The organism is Amycolatopsis sp. cmx-4-61, from assembly GCF_046548775.1.
Classification (GTDB): domain Bacteria; phylum Actinomycetota; class Actinomycetes; order Mycobacteriales; family Pseudonocardiaceae; genus Amycolatopsis.
Map to the genome: position 1 here is coordinate 165841 of NZ_JAEBEI010000015.1, position 19015 is coordinate 184855.

Here is a 19015-nt window from a genome sequence, read left to right on the forward strand (position 1 = left end):
TGAACTCCCTTCGTCCGGGATGGGCGCTAGCTCCGGGTCCACTTCTGCGCGGTGCCGCCGGTGCAGGCCTGCAGCGTCACCGGCGTGCTGTTGGCCGTGCCGTTGCCGGCCGGGGTGAGGCACAGTCCGGATTGGACACCGGTGATCGTCCCGTCGGCGGCGGCGTTCCACTGCTGGTTGGTCCCGCCGGTGCAGTCCCAGATGATCGCCCGGGTCCCGGCGGTCGTGCCCGCCCCCTCGGCGTCGAGGCACTTGCTGCCGTACACCTGCAGCTGCTTCCCGGAGGTGAGCGTCCACTGCTGGTTGCTGCCGCCGTTGCAGTCCCACAGCGACACCTGGGTGCCGTTGGTCTGCGACACGTTGGGGACGTCCAGGCAGCGGCCGGCCGCGGTGTTGCGCAGCACCGAGGTCGACCCGCCGCCCGAGCCGGCGACGGCGAGGTTGTCGAACTGCGCGGTCTCCCCCGTGGCCGTGCCGATCCCGACCTGGCCGGCCGGGAAGGTGCTGTCGGTGACCGTGCCGACCACGGTGCCGTCGACGGAGGCGGTGATGGTGCTGCCGGAGAAGCCGAGGGACAGCTTGTGCCAGCTGCCGGTGCCGAGCGCGGCGGTCGTGCCGCTGCGCAGCGTCGTGATCTGCTGGCTCGTGTTGTTGCGCCGGATGGACCAGGCCCCCGTGTCACTCACCCGGAGGTAGTAGGCGTTCACCGCCCCCTGGTTGCCGGTGTCCTGCGAGCCGACGCGGCCGAGCAGCTCGACGTACCCGGACTTCTCGAGCAGCACGTCCGTGCTGAGCGTGTAGTTGCTCCAGGCCACGTTGCCCAGCAACGCGTACGGATCGGTCGGCTTCTTCCAGGGGATCGCCTTCTGCGGAGCCGCCTGGCGCACGCACGTGCCCGCGCGGCCGGCGCCGCAGGCGGCGGTCTCGAACGCGCCCTCCATGTCCATCAGGTACTTGGCTTCCTTGCCCTTCGCGTACCCGTCGAAGTCGTCGCTATAGGGCAGGTTCAGCGACCCCTGGGGCGGGCTGACCGCGGTGCCCTTGCCCTGTCCGGTGGTGGTCGTGAGGGTGTAGAGGTAGCCGGGCTGGACGGTCAGGGAGAACGCGCCGCCGGACGGCGTCACGTCGGTGCTGTGCACGAAGTGGTCCGCCGGGTTGTTCGAGTTCAGGTTGGTCGCCCACACGTGCACCTGGCCGGTGGACAGGCCGCCGGTGACGTTGAGGTTCAGCGTCTGGGCCGAAGTGGCGTCCATCGTCTCGATGACCGTGCTGTAGTCGGCGCTGTCCGGCGACTTCAGCGAGACGTAGCTGCCGTTGGCGCGGTTCCCGCCGAGGTAACCGCTGGAGGCGTCGAGGTACTTCCAGCCCGGCGCGGTGAACTGCGTCGTGTGCGCCAGCGCCCACGCGTCCTTGCCGACCGAGTAGTAGCCCGACCACGGCTGGTTGGCGAGGATCAGCCCCACGGTCGGCCAGGGGATGTTCGGGGTGACGGCGGCGATCAGGTCCCAGTTGAGGTAGGCGGTCATCTTGCCGTCGAGGTAGACGCGGTTGATCCCGCGGGCCAGCGGCTTGGCGCCGTCGTTGTAGTCCTGGGAGCCGTTTTCGCTCGACCACAGCGTCTTCCCGGTGTTCGTGACGTTGGCCGGGACGCTGCAGGACGTCTGCGCGCTGAGGTAGCCGCAGGTGTAGTGGGCGCTGAGCACATCGGTCGCGTTGCGGTAGGCGGTGTTCGTCGAGATCGCGCTCGCCGGGCCCCAGTCCCCCGGCCACGAGTCACCGGAGATGATCTTCACGGCGCTGTACCCGTTGGCGTTGAGCGCGTTCCGCAGGGTGACGGTCCAGTCGGCGCTCCACTGCTTTTCGTTCTGGACGCTCGTGAGGTAGTCGATGGTCAGCCCGTGCTGCTTCGCGCACCCCAGCCACGACAGGTAGTAGTCGGTGAGGTCGTTGGAGAAGAAGGTGCCGTTGCCGATCCAGCCCGGCGCGCCCCACGGCAGGCCGACGAGCCTGATGCCGGGATTGCGCGCCTTCGCCTGTTCCATGATCCACCACTCGTACCCGCGGTTGCAGTCGAGATCGCCGCGGAAGTGGGCGTGGCTGGGCTCCGCGCCGCTGGTGGAGTTGGTGTCCCCGCCCATTTCGACCTTGAGGATCTGCAGGGCGGCCCCGTAGCCGGGCTTGAAGAGGTAGTCGAGGATCTGGCCGCGCTGCGGCTCGGGGTAGTCGATCAGCAGGCGGCTGTTGCCACCACCGCCGCTGACGGCGCCGACGCCGTCGAACGTGCGCCCGCCCGAACTGCCGTTGATCGTGATCGAGGTGGCGGCCTGGGCCGGCGTCGCGGCGACGGCGACACCGGCCGCCGCCAGGACGACCGCGGCCACCGCCGCCAACGCGGCTCTCGCACTCCGAAGCATGCTGGTCCTCACTTCCGACGAAGGCGGCACCCCGCGAAAGTCTCGGGATGGCCGGCGAAACGATCGGTCGCTCAGCGAAGAGGGAAACGGCCTGCGAGAACCCATCTTCGTCGATGGCGAACACACCGGGCGTTAACGCTAACAGCCGGGCCGTCGCCGAACAACTGTCGGCTCCGGGGTGCGGTGCAGTTTACGAAACTCCCCGTTCCTCGCCGCACGGAACGACAATCGCCGCAGTTCAGCGGCCTTCCCCGGTTGCCCACCGGCGTCGGCGGCAAATGTAATTTTCTCGGCTCGGGGCGAAAACCCGGCCGCCGCCCCTTTCCCGAGCCGCCGTCCCCGGCTACAGTCTTCGATTGCTGGGAGCGCTCCCAGAAACGCCGTATCCGGCGCCACCACCGTTCAAAGGAGAAGGTGCATGCGAAGCAGGACAGTGGCAGCCGGTGGACTCGCCGCGGTGGCCGCGACCGGCGTCGTCGCCGCGACCACGTGGGCCGGCGCGCAGGCCGCCGACTCGGCGTACTACGTCGACCCGGGCACCAACGCGGCCAAGTGGGTCGCCGCGAACCCCGGCGACTCGCGCGCGGCGGTCATCCGGGACCGCATCGCGTCGGTCCCGCAGGCGAGGTGGTTCACCACCACGAACACGTCCACGGTCCGCGGCGAAGTGGACGCCTACACGGGCGCGGCGGCCGCCGCCGGCAAGATCCCGATCCTGGTCGTCTACGACATCCCGAACCGCGACTGCGGCGGCGCGAGCAGCGGCGGCGCGCCGTCCCAAGACGCCTACCGCGCCTGGATCGACCAGGTGGCGGCCGGCCTCGCGGGACGTCCCGCGGCCATCATCCTCGAGCCCGACGTGCTCCCGCAGATGACGAACTGCCAGAGCAGCGACCAGCAGCGCCAGACGACGGCGTCGATCGCGTACGCGGGCAAGAAGCTCAAAGCCGGTTCCTCGCAGGCCAAGGTGTACTTCGACATCGGGCACTCCGCCTGGCTTTCGGCGAGCGAGGCCGCCTCGCGGCTGCGCGCCGCCGACATCTCCAACAGCGCCGACGGCATCTCCACCAACGTGTCCAACTACCGCTCGACCGCGGACGAGGTCGCCTACGACAAGGCGATCCTCAACCAGCTCGGCGACTCGCGGCTGAAGGCCGTGGTCGACACCAGCCGCAACGGAAACGGGCCGCAGGGCAGCGAGTGGTGCGACCCCGCCGGGCGGGCGATCGGCATCCCGAGCACCAACCAGACCGGCGACAGCCAGATCGACGCGTTCCTCTGGATCAAGCCGCCGGGCGAGGCGGACGGCTGCATCGCCACGGCCGGCCAGTTCGTGCCGCAGCGGGCCTACGACCTCGCCGTCGCGGCCGGTCCGGTCCAGACCACCACGCCCACCACGCCGACCACGCCCACCACCCCGACGACCCCCACCACGCCGACCACCACGACCACGCCCACTTCCCCGACCACCACGACCCCGCAGCCGACCGGCGGCTGCACGGTCACCCACCGGGTGGTCAGCAGCTGGCCGACCGGCTACACCGGCGAGATCGTCATCCAGAACCGCGGTGCCGCCCTCAGCAGCTGGACGCTGACGTTCTCCGCGCCCGGCGTGACCGTCACCCAGGGCTGGAACGGGACCTGGAGCGACACCGGCGACGTCGTCAAGGTGGACAGCGCGTCGTGGAACGGCAACCTGGGCACGGGCGCGACCACCACGCTCGGCTACAACGCGACCTACAACGGCGGCACGCCGCCGTTCCTGCAGCCGGCGCTCAACGGGACCTACTGCTCCTGAGCGCGGCGGCGGCCCAGCCGCAGCGCGGAGACGAGGAAGAAGATCCCGCCCAGCGTGGCGTAACCGGCGAGTGACCGAAGCGACGCACCGTCCATTGTGGCCTGGATGATGAAGGAAGTACCGGCCAGCACGGAGATCGCGCCGCTGAGGATCATCGGCCACTGGCCGCCCATGCCGCGCCGGGCGGCTCCGACGACGAGCTGGGCAACGCCGGCCACGATCGCCCAGGTGCCCCACACGCGCAGGACGCCGGGGATCCCGGACGAGGCGGCCACCGCCAGGCCGGCCGCGGCGAGCAGGCTGATCGCGACGTTCACGTAGAGCGCCGCGATCGGCTTGCCCGCCTTCGCCGAACGCGCGTCGAGCACGGCGGCGACCACGTCGAACAGCGGGTACAGCACCAGCAACGCGATGCTCACCGGGCCGAGGCTCGCCGCCGTGGCGACCAGGAATCCCGCCCAGACCAGGGCGAACCCGAACCGGGCGAAGTAGAGCCGCCGCAGGGTCTGCGCGACACCGGCGGCCGGAGTGGTGTTCGTGGTCATGCACTCTCCCGATAGATAGAACGATCTGTCTCGTTCCGCCGACTATGACAGGGCCGCTCCGCCGCCGTCAAGACCGACCGTTCTATCTGCTAGGCTTGAAGGCACGAACCACGGGAGGTGGACCTCGAGTGTCCGAAGCACGCGCACGACTGCTGGCCACCGCGAGCGGGCTGTTCTACGCGGAAGGCCTGCACTCGGTCGGGATCGACCGGGTCATCGCCGGCGCGGGCGTCACCCGGGCCACGCTCTACCGGCACTTCCCCAGCAAGGACGACCTGCTCGTCGCCTACCTGACCGAAGCGGACAACGCCATCCGCGCCCAGGTGGACGCGGCCCGCGCGGAGACGGCCGGCGGTCCACCCGAGGACGCCGTCCTCGCGGTGGCCGAGACGATCGCCGACGGCATCCGCTCGCCGGAGTTCCGGGGCTGCGCGTTCCTCAACGCCGCCGCGGAGTACCCCGATCCGGCCCACCCGGTCCACCGAGCCGTTCTCGCGCACCGGCAGTGGTTCCTGGACACCGTCACGGAACTCCTCGCCGCAGCGGGCGAGCCCGCTCCCGAACCGGCGGCCCGCCACTTCGTCATGCTCCGCGACGGCGCCATGGCGGCGGGCTGCCTCACCGACCCGGCGCCGATCTGCGCCACGTTCCTCCGCGGGGTGGAAGGAATCCTGAAGTACCGGGACACCGCCGTCGGCAAGCGGCGAACCCGGAGCTAGGCGGCCCGGCACGCCCGCTCCCTCGTCGAAGCCGGACCCACCGTACCGCTCGATTGGCCGGGTGGCCGTTTGGGTATTCGTCCGGTCATGGGTGCTTGGGGCAAACGGCTCGTCGCGTTCGCTGTGGCTGTGGTGGTGCTGATCGCCGCGGTACTCGTCGCTTCGGCGGTTCACCTGTTACCCCAATGGCGCAACCCGTTCGCCGAACGGACCGAAGAGCACTCCGGTCCGGTGCTGCTGCAGTCGATCGTCGAGCTCTCGCGCTACGAGGCGGCGAGCGGTTCGTTCCAGGTGGTCGTCGACATCACCACCAGCTCCATCCTGCCCAGCTTCCTCGCGGGCAGCAACACGCTCTTCATCGGCGTCGGCACGGACAACGCCTACGTGGACTTCTCCCGCCTGAAGGGCGACGCGGTCCAGGTCTCCGACGACCGCCAGTCCGCCACGATCACCCTGGGCCACGCCCAGCTGGAGCCGGCGACCCTCGACGTGCACGAGTCCCATGTGTACGCCCAGCAGCAGGGCCTCTTCACGCGCATCGGCGAGTTCCTCAGCGGCAACCCCAACTCGCAGCAGGCGTTGTACGAGCTCGCGCAGAAGCAGATCCAAGCCGCCGCCGCGAAGAGCTCGCTGGTGGCCGACGCCGAGCGGAACACCCGGACGATGCTGACCGGGCTGCTGCAGTCGCTCGGCTTCAAGAACATCACCGTCAAGTACTCCGACGCCAACCCGGGCTGACCGGCGGTCGCGCGGCGGGCCCGGGCGAACGCCGGCAAGACCCGCTGGTCCGACCAGCTGATCGTCTCGACGGTCGCGAGCCTTCTGGTACTACCTGACCAACGGCGTCCAAGGAGGTTGCTGATGACGGGCTTCACCGTCCCGGCGTTGCGATCCGGGCTGCCGATCGGGCCGGGGTGGGTCACCGGCACCGGCTCGGCCCCGGTGGTGTTCCCCTACGACGGGTCGGTGGTGGCGGACGCCCCGGTCGGCTCGGTCGAGCACGCGGTCGCCGCCCTCGACGCGGGCGCGGCGGTGGTCAAGCGGGCCGGCGCGCTGACCTCGGCCGCCCGCCGCTCGATCCTGCTCGACGTCGAGGCCGCCGTCCGCGCGCGGTCGGCGGAGTTCACCGAGCTGCTGGTCGCCGAAACCGGGAAGACCCGCGCCGACTGCGCGTTGGAGCTGTCGCGGACGCTGTTCACGTGGTCGGCGACGGCGGAGGAGGTCGCGCACATCCACGGCGAGACCGTGCCGCTGGACGTCCAGGAGTCCGGCGCCGGGCTGGTCGGCTACTGGACGCGCAAACCGATCGGCCTGGTGGTCGGCATCGCGGGGTTCAACGCGCCTCTGCTGCTGGCCAGCCACAAGATCGCGCCGTCGATCGCCGCCGGCTGCCCGGTGATCTGCAAGCCGGCCCCGGCGACGCCGTTGTCGGCGCTGTGGCTGGCGGAGCTCGTGCGGGAGGCGGCCGAGCGGCACGGGGCACCGCCGGAGATCGTCCAGGTCGTCACGGGCGACGCCGAGGTCGGGCGCACGCTCGTCACCGACCCGCGCGTGGCGGCGGTTTCGTTCACCGGCTCGGCGGCGGTCGGCCACCGGATCGCGAAGGACGCGGCACCCCGCAAGGTGCTCCTGGAACTGGGCTCGAACGCGGCCCTGGTCGTGGCGGCCGACGCCGACCTGGACCAGGCGGCCGACGCGGTCCTCCGCGGCGGGTTCTACTTCAACGGCCAGGCGTGCATCGCGGTTCAGCGCGTGATCGTCTGCGAGCCGGTGCGCGAGGAGTTCGTCGGCAAGCTGACCGCCCGCATCGGCGAGCTCACCACCGGAGACCCCCGCGACCCGGCGACCCGGGTGGCGCCCCTGATCGACGAAGCCAGCACCCGCCGCGCACTGGCCAGGATCGAGCGCGCCGAGCAGGCGGGCGCGAAGCTGCTGGCGGGCGGCCACCTGGCCGGGCGCACGATCGAGCCGACGCTCCTGCTCGACGTCCCCGAGGAAGCGGAGGCGTGGTGCGAGGAGATCTTCGCCCCGGTCGTGGCCATCCGGTCGGTCCCGGACCTGCCCGCGGCGTTCGAGCTGGTCAACCGCTCCCGCTACGGCCTGCACGCCAGCGTGTACACCCGCTCGCTGGCGGCCGCGTTCGCGGCGGTCGAGGAGCTGGAGGTCGGCGGCGTGATCGTGAACGAGGCCCCGGGCTTCCGGTCGGACATCATGCCGTACGGCGGGGTGAAGGACTCGGGCATCGGCCGCGAGGGCCCGCGGTTCGCGATCGAAGAACTGACCGTCACCCGCATGGCCGTCATCCGGCCGGAATGAGCGAAACCATGACCGGCTACGCAGGATTGTTCCGCCTGGAAGGCAAGCGAGCGGCCCTGATCGGCGCGGGCGGCATCGGCCGCGAAGCAGCACTGGCCCTGGCGGCCCACGGCGCCGAGGTGACGTGCCTGGACAAGGACCCGGCCACGGCCGAGTCGACGGCGGCCGAGACCGGCGGAGACGGACGGGTCCTGGACATCACGGACGCGGAAGCGGTCGAGCAGGCGGCCGAAGCACTGGGCGACCTCGACGTACTGGTCCTGACGGCGGCGACGAACGTCCGCAAGAGGATTCTCGACTACACCCCGGCGGAGTTCGACCGGGTGGTCGCCCTCAACCTGAAAGCGACGTTCACGGTGCTGCAGGCATTCGGCCGCCGAATGGTCCGAAGAGGACAGGGAAGCATCATCGTGTTCTCGTCGGTCCGCGGTTTCGTGGTCGAGCCGGGCCAAGCGGTGTACGCGGCAACGAAGGCGGGAGCGATCCAGCTGGTAAAGACGGCGGCGGCGGAGTTCGGCGAGGCAGGCGTAAGGGTGAACGCGATCGCCCCCGGAGTGGTGGAAACCCCGCTGACCGAACAGATCAAGCAGAACCCGGACTGGTACAACGCGTACGCGACGAAGGGCGCCCTGGCCAGATGGGCCCAGCCGGCAGAGCTGGCCGGAGCAGTGGTGTACCTGGCATCGGACGCAGCAACGTACGTAACGGGCTCGACCTTGATGGTAGACGGAGGCTGGACGGCCATCGACGGCCGCTACACACCGCCAACATAAAACCGCGGGATGACAACGAACGGGACAACAAGAGAACCCCACACCTCCCCGCAACCCGATCCGAAGCCAGAACACGGCCGGCGACACCGGGTCAAGGCACGCTTTCCCGCCTTGACCCGGTGTCGCCGGCCGTAGTCACAATGGCAATTCGGGGTAGCAGAACCCAGTGCGGGTAAGCAAAACCGGAAGCCGAACCAGGACCACGCAAACCACCGGAAGCCTTCGGCCTCGGCGCAGGCCTGTTCTTCACCGGTTACGTCCTCTTCGAAGTCCCGAGCAAAGCCGGACGGGACGTCAGCCGTTGCGCACGAGCCGCCACCGGTTGGCCGCGGCGCCGTTGTCCGGGCCCTGCAGGGCGTACGCCCCGGCCGCGGTCGAGCCGTTCTCGATCGTCAGCAGCTTGCCGCTGTTGACGTTGCGGATCTTCGACGTGCCGTCGCCCTGGTCGACGAGCGTCCACCGGTGGTCGGCGGTGCCGTTGTCCGACCACTGGAGGACGCGGGCGCCGTCGGCCGTCGACATGTCCTGGACGCCGAGCACCTTGCCGCTGTTGGCGTTGCGGAACCGGACGGCGCTGCCGTCGGTGACCAGCTCCCAGTTGTGGTCGGCGGTACCGCTGTCCGACCACTGCAGAGCGCGGCCGCCGTCGGCGGTGGACATGTTCTCGACGCCCAGCACCAGCCCGCTGCCCGCGTTGACCAGCCGGTAGGTCGTCCCGCCGGAGCCGCCGGTGTTCCAGTAGACGGTGTAGTTGAAGCCCTGGGCGTCGTAGAACGGCACCAGGTTCACCGCGGCGCCGTTCGCCGTGGCGCTGAAGGTCAGCGCGCTGCTGCTGGTCCGGGTGACCGAGCTCGCGTTCAGCGACGGCAGCGCGCTGAGCGTGCTGTTGCCGTAGTTGCCCGCCAGCACCACCGGACCGTAGGTGACCGCCGCGACGTTCGCGTTGTCGTTGGCGGCCTTCAGCCCCACCTTCATCGGCAGCCGGACGGTGACGGTGTCGCCGGAAGCCCAGGAGCGGGACAGGGTCGCGTAGCTGCCGGGGGTGGCGGTCACGTTCTGCGCGACGCCGTTGACGCTGATCGTCGCCCCGGTCGTCCAGCCCGGGATGCGGATCCGCATCGCCCAGGTCCCGCTCACGCTGCCGGTCACGGTCAGCGTGGTCGTGTCGCTCGCCGGGAACGACGTGGTCTGGGTGACCGTGATACCGCGCTGGGTCCAGTTGAGCACCGAGGGCAGGAACTGGTTCACGATCAGCGTGGTGTCGGCGTAGAAGTAGATCGAGTCCGCCAGCTTCGTCTGGGTCTCCAGGCCGCTGCCCTGGCAGCACCAGAACGAGTTGTAGTCGGTGCTCCACGTGCCGCCGCCCCAGGCGGGGCCGAGGCCGCGGCGGCCGCCCGGGTTGAGCGAGCTGAAGTACGTGATGTGGCCATGGCTGTCGGCCGGGTTCTGCTGGCCGATCATCTGGTTCAGCAGGGCCCGCTCGTAGTAGTCGGCCAGGTCGGCGCGGTCGGGGTACAGCGCGACCAGTTCCCGGGTCAGCTTGAGCATGTTGTAGGTGTTGCAGCTCTCGCACGTGTCCTGGTTGAGGTAGCCGGCGATGGCGTTGGGCGCGCGGAAGTGCTCGGCCTGGCTGTTGCCGCCGATGGCGTAGGTGTGCGCGCCGACGGTGATGTTCCAGGCGTTCGTGGCGATGTCGCGGTAGCGGGTGGTGCCGGTGGCCTTGTACTCGCGCGCGGCGCCGATCCACTTGGGGATCTGCGTGTTGGCGTGCAGGCCGTTGAGCTGGTCGCGGTTGGCGGCCAGCGGGTCGAACACCGCGGCGTGGTCGAACCGCTGCGCGGCGGTCAGCCACCGCGCGTCGCCGGTGTACTGGTAGAGGTCGGTGAGCACCGCGTTCATGCCGCCGAACTCGGTGTTCAGCACCGACTGCATCTGGCTCGAGCTCAGCCGCGCGGTCCGGCGGTCGACCCAGCCGGCCAGGTTGAGCAGCACGTCACGGGCCTGCGTGCTGCCGATGTACCGCCACACGTCGAGCAGGCCGGCCATCGTCTTGTGGACGCAGTAGTACGGGACGTTGCCGTTCGACAGCCGCCCGGCCTCGAGGTTGTCGAAGTCGGACTCGGGGAAGCCCGACAGGTATCCCGCGGCGAACCCGGCGGCGCTGTTGTTGGCCTGGCACTTGGCCAGCTCGGCCACCATCGTCGTGGCCTTGTCGCGGCACGTGGTGTCGTCGGCGACGGCCCACAGCTGGGCCCACGCCGAGAGGAAGTGCCCCTGCACGTGGCTGCGGAACGGGAAGTTCGGCGCGTCCCAGCCGCCGTTGGTGGCCGCGCCGGCCGTGGAGAGCCGGTGGTTGGCGCGGAAGTTGTAGAGCAGCCGGTTGACGTCGACGAACCGCAGGTAGTTCTGCGTCCGGTTCTGGTTGTCCAGCCACCGGCTCGCGGTCAGCCCTACCTGGCCGAGGTCGAACGGGAACGCGGACACCCCGGCGTCCGGACGCACCGGCCCGACGGCGGCGGCGGCCGCGGTCGCCGCCGAAGCGGCCGGGGCCCAGCCGACGGCGGATCCGGCGGCGGAGGCGAGGGCGGTGGCTCCGGCGGCTTGCAGCAACCGCCGCCGGCTGAAGGATGAGGTCACCAGGTGCTCCGATCGTCGGTGAACGGAAGGACGGCGGCAACATGTTAGCGCTAACAAACCGCCTTGTCACCATCCTGGCACACCGGGGCCTCCCCCGGCCCGCCCGGCGCGCACCAGATCAGCCTGAAAACGTTTTCGCAGAACTTTCACGAAATCATTTACCGCGCCGACAGCGGAACTGAAACTTTCATTTCCGGCTGGACGTCCATTCGAAATCCGTGCTACAACCCCCTTGCCCTTGAGCAGCCGTCTCGCGCCGGGGGACCGAGGATTTCCCTGTCGGCCGAAGGGGTTCGCATGCGCACGCCCAGATCGCCGTTCCGGCTCGTCGCAACAGCCGCATTGCTCGTGCTGGCGGTGTGCGGCGCTCCGCAGGGCGCCACCGCAGCCACCTCAGCCACCGCAGCCACCTCAGCCACCGCAGTCACCTCAGCCACCACAACCCCGGCGGCCCAAGCGGCCGCGCCGAGTTCCGGCTGCGGGAAGAACCCCACGCTCACCACCGGCAGGCACACGATCCAGAGCAACGGCAAGAGCCGCAGCTTCATCCTGCAACTGCCGCCCACCTACGACAGCAGCACGCCGCACCGGCTGGCGTTCGGCTACCACTGGCTGGGCGGCACCGCCGAGCAGGTCTCCTCCGGCGGCACCGACGGCTACGCCTGGGCCTACTACGGCATGCAGTCGCAGTCGGGCAACTCCACGATCTTCGTGGCGCCGCAGGGCCTGAACAACGGCTGGGGCAATTCCGGCGGCGAGGACGTCACCTTCACCGACGACATGGTCCGGCTGATCGAGAACGACCTCTGCGTCGACACGACGCAGCTGTTCTCGGTCGGCTTCAGCTACGGCGGCGCGATGAGCTACGCGCTCGCGTGCGCCCGGGCCGACGTCTTCCGCGCGGTCGCCGCGATCGCCGCCCCCGGCGCCATCAGCGGGTGCAGCGGTGGCACCCAGCCCATCGCGTACCTGGGGATCCACGGCGTCTCGGACAACATCGGTGCCGGCCGCGGGTTGCGGGACACCTTCGTCCGCAACAACGGCTGCACCCCGCAGAACGCCCCGGAACCCGCCGCGGGCAGCAAGACGCACTACCTGACCGTCTACTCGGGCTGCCGGACCGGCTACCCGGTGGTCTGGGCCCCGTTCGACGGCGGCCACCAGCAGGGCCCGGTGGACGGCTGCACCGGCTGCGAGAGTGGCGCGCGGAGCTGGACGAAGACCGAGATCTGGAAGTTCTTCAGCCAGTTCGGCGGCGGCAGCGACCCGAACCCGCCCACCTCGCCGGTGCAGGTCGGCGTGAACTACGCACTGGTCGCCGCGCACAGCGGCAAGTCCGCCGACATCAGCGGCGCGTCCACCTCCGCGGGCGCCGCGCTGATCCAGTGGACCTCGCACACCGCGGCCAACCAGCAGTTCGACTTCCTCGCCTCCGCCGACGGCTACTACCGGGTCCGCGCCCGCCACAGCGGCCTCGTCCTGCAGGTCGCGAGCTCGGCCTCCGGCGCGGACATCACCCAGCAACCCGACACCGACGCGGCCACGCAGCAGTGGAAGGTCACCGACTCCGGCGGCGGCGCGGTCAGCCTGGTCAACCGGGCCAGTGGCCTCGCGATGGACGTCTGGGGTGCCTCGACCGCCGACGGTGCCCGGATCTCCCAGTACGCCCCGTCGGGCAACGCCAACCAGCGCTTCCAGCTCCAGCGCGCCTGAGGACGGAGAACGACGATGCCCGACCTGACCCGACGGCAGGCGATCCGGCTGGGTGCCGCGCTGGTGCCCCTCGCGTGGACGGCGACCGCACGGACCGGCTCGGCCGCACCCGCGGACGTGCGGGCGGTGAACGACCTGGCGCTGTGGTACGACAAGCCGGCCGGTACCGAGTGGTTGCGCGCGCTGCCGATCGGGAACGGCAGGCTGGGCGCCATGGTGTTCGGCAACACCGACACCGAACGCCTGCAGCTCAACGAGGACACGATCTGGGCGGGTGGCCCCCACGACTACAGCAACACCCAGGGCGCGGGGGCCCTTTCCCAGATCCGGCAGCTGGTGTTCGCCAACCAGTGGACGCAGGCACAGTCGCTGATCGACCAGAAGATGCTCGGCACCCCGGCCGCGCAGCAGCCGTACCAGCCGGTCGGCACGCTCAGCCTCGCACTCCCCGGCGGCAGCGCTTCCTCGTACCAGCGGTGGCTCGACCTGACGACCGCCACGACGGTCGTCACCTACGTCGTGAACAACGTCCGGTACCGGCGCGAGGTGTTCGCCAGCGCGGTCGACCAGGTGATCGTCGTGCGGCTGACGGCCGAGACACCCGGTTCGGTCTCGTTCTCCGCGTCGTTCGACACGCCGCAGCGGGCGACGGCGTCCAGCCCGAACGGCACCACGATCGCGCTGGACGGCGTTTCTTCGGACAGCCGCGGCATCGCCGGCTCGGTCCGGTTCCTCGCCCTCGCCGGCGTCACCGCCGAGGGCGGGACCACCAGCAGCTCGGGCGGCACGCTGCGGGTGTCCGGCGCCGACGCCGTGACGCTGCTGGTCACGGTCGGCACCAGCTACGTCGACTACCGCACGGTGAACGGGGACTACCAGGGCATCGCGCGAGCGCGGCTGGCCGCCGCCCAGGCGCTTTCCCACGACTCGCTGCGCAGCCGGCACGTGGCCGACTACCAGGCGCTGTTCGGGCGGACCACGCTCGACCTCGGCCGCACCGCGGCAGCCGACCAGCCGACCGACGTCCGGATCGCCCAGCACAACAGCGTCAGCGACCCGCAGTTCGCCGCGCTGCTCTTCCAGTTCGGCCGCTACCTGCTGATCTCCTCGTCCCGGCCGGGCACCCAGCCGGCCAACCTGCAGGGCATCTGGAACGACAGCCTGAACCCGTCGTGGGAGTCGAAGTACACGCTCAACGCCAACCTGCCGATGAACTACTGGCCGGCCGACGTCACCAACCTCCCCGAGTGCTACGAGCCGGTGTTCGCCATGATCGCCGACCTCTCGGTGACCGGGGCCCGCACCGCGCAGGTCGAGTACGGCGCCCGGGGCTGGGTCACCCACCACAACACCGACGGGTGGCGCGGATCCTCCATTGTGGACTTCGCGCAGGCCGGGATGTGGCAGACCGGCGGGGCGTGGCTGGCCACCATGATCTGGGACCACTACCGGTTCACCGGCGACGTCGGGTTCCTGCGCACCCGGTACCCGCTCATGAAGGGCGCCGCCCAGTTCTTCCTCGACACGCTGGTGACCGAACCCTCGCTGGGTTACCTGGTCACCAACCCGTCGAACTCCCCCGAGCTGAACCACCACGCGAACGCGTCCGTGTGCGCCGGGCCGACGATGGACATGCAGATCCTGCGCGACCTGTTCGACGGCTGTGTGGGCGCGTGCCAGGTGCTCGGCGTGGACGCCGCCTTCGCCGACCAGGTGAAGGCGGCCCGGCAGCGGCTGGCGCCGATGAAGGTCGGCTCGCGCGGCAACATCCAGGAATGGCTCTACGACTGGGTCGAGACCGAGCAGACCCACCGGCACATTTCGCACCTGTACGGCCTCTACCCCAGCAACCAGATCACCAAGCGCGGCACGCCGCCGCTGTTCACCGCGGCCCGCAGGACGCTCGAGCTGCGGGGGGACGACGGCACCGGCTGGTCACTGGCCTGGAAGATCAACTACTGGGCGCGGATGGAGGAGGGCAGCAAAGCGCACGACCTGCTGCGGCTGCTCGTGCGAACCGACCGGCTGGCGCCCAACATGTTCGACCTGCACCCGCCGTTCCAGATCGACGGCAACTTCGGTGCGACGTCCGGCATCGCGGAGATGCTGCTGCACAGCCACAACGGCGAGCTGCACGTCCTGCCCGCCCTGCCGCCCGCGTGGCCGGCGGGCAGCGTCACCGGGCTGCGCGGCCGCGGCGGCCACACCGTCGGCGCGGCCTGGAGCGGCGGCGCGGCGACGCAGCTGACCGTCACACCCGACCGCGACGGCGACGTCCAGGTCCGCAGCCGGCTGTTCACCACGGCCTACGAGGTCCTGGACACCACGAGCGGCGCCAAGGTGCAGCCGGTGACCGTCGAGGCGGACCTGGTCCGGTTCACGGGCCAGGCCGGCCACACCTACCGCGCGACGTCACTGGGCGGGCCGCCGCCGGTGGTGGAACCCGGGGTGAACTACCGGCTCGTCGCCCAGCACAGCGGCAAGTCGGCCGACATCAGCGGCGCCTCGACCGCCGCCGGGGCGGCGCTGATCCAGTGGCAGTCCGGCAGCGGGCTCAACCAGCAGTTCGACTTCCTCGCCTCCGACGGCGGCTACCACCGCGTCCGGGCCCGGCACAGCGGGCTGGTCCTGCAGGTCGCGAGCTCGGCCTCGGGCGCGGACATCACCCAGCAACCCGACACCGGCGCGACGACCCAGCAGTGGAAGGTCACCGACGAGGGTGGTGGCGTGGTGAGCCTGGTCAACCGGGCCAGCGGTCTCGCGATGGACGTCTGGGCTGCTTCGACCGCCGACGGCGCCCGGATTTCCCAGTACGCCGCCGGCAGCGGGGCCAACCAGCGGTTCCTGCTATCGCGGGTCTGACCGGCGCAGGCCGTTGACCAGCAGGTTCACCAGGTGCCGCGCGTCGTAGGGCGCCGCCGTTCCCGCACCCGCGCAGAGGCTGCCGACGCCGCGCATGAGCTCGTACGCGTCCTGGCCCGGCACGATCTCCCCGGCCGCGGCCGCCGCGTCCAGCAACCGGGTGCAGACCGGGCCGAGGCGTTCGAGGAAGTAGGCGTGCAGCGGGTCGTAGCAGGGTTCGTCGGACTGCAGCACCGACGCCAGGCCCTGCTTGGTGATGACGAAGTCGACGAACCGGTCGATCCACTTCACCAGCGCCTGGTGCGGTCCCGGTTCCGCCGCCAGCAACGCGGGGCCGGCTTCGGCCAGGGCCTCGACCTGCAGCCGGTACACCGCGAGGATCAGGTCGGCCCGGGTCGGGTAGTGGCGGTAGATGGTCGCCGTCCCCACCCCGGCCCGGGCGGCGATCTCCCGGATCGGCGCCTCGACGCCGGACGTCACGAACACCGCGGCCGCGGCTTCCAGGACGTTCCCGGCGTTGCGCCGCGCGTCCGCGCGCTGCGGCGGTTTTCCTGCCGCCGTCCGGGATCCGCTCACGACCGCATGCTACCGGCCCTTACCGGTTCCCCGACGTCCAGCAGCAACCCGGCCAGCTCGGCGGGCGCGGTGATCATGCAGTCGTGCCCGGTGGCCAGCTCGCGCACGTCCGCCGGCTCGCCGTTCGGCTGCACGGCGGGTACCGGGCGCCGGTCGAAGCCGGCCGGCTTGACCGTGCAGTGGATGTGGGTCCGCGGGATCGCACGCAGCGCCGGGTTGTCCTGGGCGACCGGCTCTTCGAGGCACCGCTGCGACTGGTCGGACAGCATGGTCCGCAGCCAGGCGACGTCGCCGGGATCGGTGACCCCGAACAGGCCGAAGGGCGCGGGCAGTTCGGGCAGCGGCGGGATCCGCCAGCCGGTGCCGAGCATGCTCCGGCTGATCGGCATGACGTCGAGGGCGTTCTCGCCGTCCGCGGGCACCATCGCGTCGAGGTACACCAGCCGCGCGATCCGCTCCGGCACCTCGTTGGCCACCGCGGAGATCACCAGGCCCGCGTAGCTGTGCCCGACCAGGACGACGTCGTGCAGGTCCGCTTCCACCAGCAACCGGACGACGTCGGCGGTGTGCGTGCGGAGGCCCACGTCCGGGCTCAGCAGGTGCCGGGTTTCGCCGTAGCCGGTGAGCGTCGGGGTGAACACCCGCCGCCCGCTCGCCGCCAGCCGGGACACGACCTTCGCCCAGCACTGCCCGGTGTGCCACGCGCCGTGGACCAGCACGTAAGTGATCGCCATGGGAACTCGACTCCTCAAGTGGGACGTTGTCCCGATTACCATACGGGACACTGTCCCACTTGAGTCGCCCGGGTCAGTCCCCGAAGGCCGCGATGTGGGCGGTGGCGCACTCGCCCGGCAGTTCCACCGGCACGACGACGCTGCCGGTGACCGTCGCCGGCGGTTCCAGGGGGATCGCCCGCACCCGGGCCGACCGGATCTCGGCGACCTGATCGGCGGGCAGCACCGTCCAGCCGCGCGGGTCCGAGCCGACCTCGACGACGGTGTCGCGGGCCGTGCCCGCCGGGCGGCCCGCGCGGCCCTCGATCCCGGCCGCCCGCAGGGTGACGGCGTCACCCGACGGGATCCGCAGTTCGCCACCCGCGAGGTCGGCGACCCCGACGACCGGGCGGTCCGCGGCGGGGTGCCGCGCCGACACGACCGCGAAGACCGGCTCCGTCCAGGCCGGCAGCACCCGCAGCCCCGGCGCCGCCTGCACGCCCCTGACCAGCGCGAGATCGGCGTCCCCCTGCCGCACGGCGTTCAGGCGCGCGGCCGGCGGCAGGTCGAGGAGCACGACGTCGAAACCCGGCGCCCGCTCGCGCAGCGCGTCGATCCCGCGTTCCAGCCGCGCGGCGAACTGCCCGGTGCCCGTCCCGATCCGCAGCACGCCCGCGTGCGCCGCGGTCCGGACCCGGTCGACGGCCGCGAGCGCCTCCCGGGCCGTGCCGAGCACGCGCCGCCCGGCTTCGGTGAGCCGCACCCGGCGCGGGGACCGGTCGAACAGCCGGACGCCCAATTCGCGTTCCAGCGCGGCGATCTGCCTGCTGACCGCCGGCTGGGCGATGTGCAGCCGCTCGGCGGCGCGGCCGAAGTGCAGCTCGTCGGCGACCGTGACGAAGTACCGCAGCGCCCGCAGTTCCACCGGCCCGCTCCTTTCCTGCGACGATGCCGCGAAGGTATCGCTGCCCGGCGGAATCGGTCCTGGTTCCCGGACCGCGGGACTGGTGCACTCGCGGCATGGATCTCGGACTGCTCGGCGCCCACCTGCGCGAACACCAAGTGACCCCGGACGCCGCCGTCGCCCTCGAGCACGCCGGCTACGGCACGCTGTGGCTCGACGCCTCTCCCCCGGCCGACCTGAAGCTCGCCGAAGCGCTGCTCGACGCGACCACCCGGCTGGTGGTGGGGACGAGCGTGGTGAACGCGTGGACCGCCGACGCGGCCACGGTGGCGGCCTCCTACCACCGGATCGAGGCGAGCCACCCCGGCCGCTTCCTGCTCGGCGTCGGCATCGGACACCGCGAAGTGCACACCGAATACGCTTCGCCGTACGACACGCTGGTGTCCTATGTGGACACCTTGACCCGCGACGGCGTGCCCGCACCCCGGATCGTGCTGGCCGCGCTCGGGCCGCGGATGCTGCGCCTGGCCGCGGCGCGCACGGCCGGGACGGTCCCGTGCATGATCACCACCGAGCACACCCGGCGCGCCCGGGCGGCCCTCGGCCCGGGCAAGCTGGTGCTGCCGGGTCACTTCGCCCTGGTGGAACCGGACGCCGGCCGGGCGCGGGCGATCGCCCGCTCGGCCCCGCCCGGGACGGCGCTGGGCGTGACGAACTACGCGAGCAACCTCCGCCGGCTGGGTTTCACGGCCGAGGACCTCGCCGAGGCGGGCAGCGATCGCCTGATCGACGCCCTGGTGGCGCACGGCACGCCGGAGGCCGTGGCGGCCGGCCTCACGGCGCACCTGGACGCGGGCGCCGACCAGGTGGGGGTCTACCCGCTCGGGGACGACCCGGTCGCGACTCTGCTCACGGTGGCGGACGCGGTGCTCACCCCGCGACGGCTCGGCTCCCGCTGAGCACCACCACCACGGCCGCCGAAACCGTCCTCACCCCGCGACGGCCCGGCTCCCGCTGAGCACCACCACCACGGCCGCCGGAGCCG

14 protein-coding genes are annotated in these 19015 nt (G+C 71.2%); 8 read left to right on the plus strand and 6 right to left on the minus strand.

All coding sequences use genetic code 11. The features are described 5' to 3' along the window. Positions 1–26: 26 nt before the first annotated feature. A complete protein-coding gene (locus tag ACLJOU_RS33595) occupies positions 27–2414 on the minus strand; it encodes a ricin-type beta-trefoil lectin domain protein (RefSeq protein ID WP_410573239.1) in 2388 nt (795 codons plus the stop codon). 433 nt (positions 2415–2847) lie between these two features. Between ACLJOU_RS33595 and ACLJOU_RS33600 the strand changes: the two genes are divergently transcribed. Continuing rightward, the gene (locus ACLJOU_RS33600; RefSeq protein ID WP_410573339.1) at positions 2848–4212 is read left to right on the plus strand and encodes a glycoside hydrolase family 6 protein; all 1365 of its coding nucleotides are present in this window, start codon (positions 2848–2850) and stop codon (positions 4210–4212) included. On the opposite strand, the gene ACLJOU_RS33605 is transcribed toward ACLJOU_RS33600, so the two are convergent. Beyond that, complete coding sequence (locus ACLJOU_RS33605) at positions 4200–4757, minus strand: hypothetical protein (protein ID WP_410573241.1); 558 nt, start codon at positions 4755–4757, stop codon at positions 4200–4202. The two genes, ACLJOU_RS33600 and ACLJOU_RS33605, sit on opposite strands and share 13 nt — an antisense overlap. A gap of 128 nt (positions 4758–4885) precedes the next feature. Here ACLJOU_RS33605 and ACLJOU_RS33610 point away from each other — a divergent pair, with 128 nt between their 5' ends. From ACLJOU_RS33610 to ACLJOU_RS33625, 4 genes are all read left to right on the plus strand, one after another. Continuing rightward, on the plus strand, positions 4886–5476 hold the full coding sequence (locus ACLJOU_RS33610) for a TetR/AcrR family transcriptional regulator (protein WP_410573243.1): 591 nt from the start codon (positions 4886–4888) through the stop codon (positions 5474–5476). Positions 5477–5563: 87 nt separating this feature from the next. Then, on the plus strand, positions 5564–6214 hold the full coding sequence (locus ACLJOU_RS33615; RefSeq protein ID WP_410573245.1) for a DUF4230 domain-containing protein: 651 nt from the start codon (positions 5564–5566) through the stop codon (positions 6212–6214). A 123-nt stretch (positions 6215–6337) separates the two neighbouring features. Next, a complete protein-coding gene (locus ACLJOU_RS33620; protein ID WP_410573247.1) occupies positions 6338–7792 on the plus strand; it encodes an aldehyde dehydrogenase family protein in 1455 nt (484 codons plus the stop codon). Next, positions 7789–8565, plus strand: coding sequence for an SDR family NAD(P)-dependent oxidoreductase (locus ACLJOU_RS33625; RefSeq protein WP_410573249.1), 777 nt, complete (start codon positions 7789–7791; stop codon positions 8563–8565). Before ACLJOU_RS33620 ends, ACLJOU_RS33625 begins: the two co-directional genes overlap by 4 nt. Positions 8566–8859: 294 nt before the next feature. On the opposite strand, the gene ACLJOU_RS33630 is transcribed toward ACLJOU_RS33625, so the two are convergent. Beyond that, positions 8860–11202, minus strand: a complete 2343-nt coding sequence (locus ACLJOU_RS33630) for a beta-L-arabinofuranosidase domain-containing protein (RefSeq protein WP_410573251.1) — start codon at positions 11200–11202, stop codon at positions 8860–8862. A 297-nt stretch (positions 11203–11499) separates the two neighbouring features. Between ACLJOU_RS33630 and ACLJOU_RS33635 the strand changes: the two genes are divergently transcribed. Both ACLJOU_RS33635 and ACLJOU_RS33640 read left to right on the plus strand, forming a co-directional pair. Continuing rightward, positions 11500–12915, plus strand: a complete 1416-nt coding sequence (locus ACLJOU_RS33635) for an RICIN domain-containing protein (protein WP_410573253.1) — start codon at positions 11500–11502, stop codon at positions 12913–12915. Positions 12916–12930: 15 nt separating this feature from the next. Further along, positions 12931–15777: a glycosyl hydrolase family 95 catalytic domain-containing protein gene (locus tag ACLJOU_RS33640; RefSeq protein WP_410573255.1), complete on the plus strand. Its 2847-nt coding sequence runs from the start codon at positions 12931–12933 to the stop codon at positions 15775–15777. On the opposite strand, the gene ACLJOU_RS33645 is transcribed toward ACLJOU_RS33640, so the two are convergent. From ACLJOU_RS33645 to ACLJOU_RS33655, 3 genes are all read right to left on the minus strand, one after another. Beyond that, a complete protein-coding gene (locus tag ACLJOU_RS33645) occupies positions 15763–16353 on the minus strand; it encodes a TetR/AcrR family transcriptional regulator (RefSeq protein WP_410573257.1) in 591 nt (196 codons plus the stop codon). The two genes, ACLJOU_RS33640 and ACLJOU_RS33645, sit on opposite strands and share 15 nt — an antisense overlap. Next, complete coding sequence (locus ACLJOU_RS33650; RefSeq protein WP_410573259.1) at positions 16350–17087, minus strand: alpha/beta fold hydrolase; 738 nt, start codon at positions 17085–17087, stop codon at positions 16350–16352. Before ACLJOU_RS33650 ends, ACLJOU_RS33645 begins: the two co-directional genes overlap by 4 nt. Before the next feature lie 73 nt (positions 17088–17160). Continuing rightward, entirely contained in the window at positions 17161–17991 is an 831-nt protein-coding gene (locus ACLJOU_RS33655) for a LysR family transcriptional regulator (RefSeq protein WP_410573261.1), read from the minus strand. A gap of 95 nt (positions 17992–18086) precedes the next feature. Here ACLJOU_RS33655 and ACLJOU_RS33660 point away from each other — a divergent pair, with 95 nt between their 5' ends. Beyond that, positions 18087–18929 carry a TIGR03620 family F420-dependent LLM class oxidoreductase gene (locus tag ACLJOU_RS33660; RefSeq protein WP_410573263.1) on the plus strand — a complete coding sequence of 281 codons (843 nt, stop codon included), beginning with the start codon at positions 18087–18089 and terminating at the stop codon, positions 18927–18929. Positions 18930–19015 lie beyond the last annotated feature (86 nt).

Excerpts from the sequence above, each read along its gene's own strand:
- ACLJOU_RS33595 (WP_410573239.1), bottom strand. The coding sequence starts at position 2,414 with ATGCTTCGGAGTGCGAGAGCCGCGTTGGCGGCGGTGGCCGCGGTCGTC.
- ACLJOU_RS33605 (WP_410573241.1), bottom strand. The coding sequence starts at position 4,757 with ATGACCACGAACACCACTCCGGCCGCCGGTGTCGCGCAGACCCTGCGG.
- ACLJOU_RS33615 (WP_410573245.1), top strand. The coding sequence starts at position 5,564 with ATGGGTGCTTGGGGCAAACGGCTCGTCGCGTTCGCTGTGGCTGTGGTG.
- ACLJOU_RS33620 (WP_410573247.1), top strand. The coding sequence starts at position 6,338 with ATGACGGGCTTCACCGTCCCGGCGTTGCGATCCGGGCTGCCGATCGGG.
- ACLJOU_RS33625 (WP_410573249.1), top strand. The coding sequence starts at position 7,789 with ATGAGCGAAACCATGACCGGCTACGCAGGATTGTTCCGCCTGGAAGGC.
- ACLJOU_RS33635 (WP_410573253.1), top strand. The coding sequence starts at position 11,500 with ATGCGCACGCCCAGATCGCCGTTCCGGCTCGTCGCAACAGCCGCATTG.
- ACLJOU_RS33640 (WP_410573255.1), top strand. The coding sequence starts at position 12,931 with ATGCCCGACCTGACCCGACGGCAGGCGATCCGGCTGGGTGCCGCGCTG.
- ACLJOU_RS33650 (WP_410573259.1), bottom strand. The coding sequence starts at position 17,087 with ATGGCGATCACTTACGTGCTGGTCCACGGCGCGTGGCACACCGGGCAG.
- ACLJOU_RS33660 (WP_410573263.1), top strand. The coding sequence starts at position 18,087 with ATGGATCTCGGACTGCTCGGCGCCCACCTGCGCGAACACCAAGTGACC.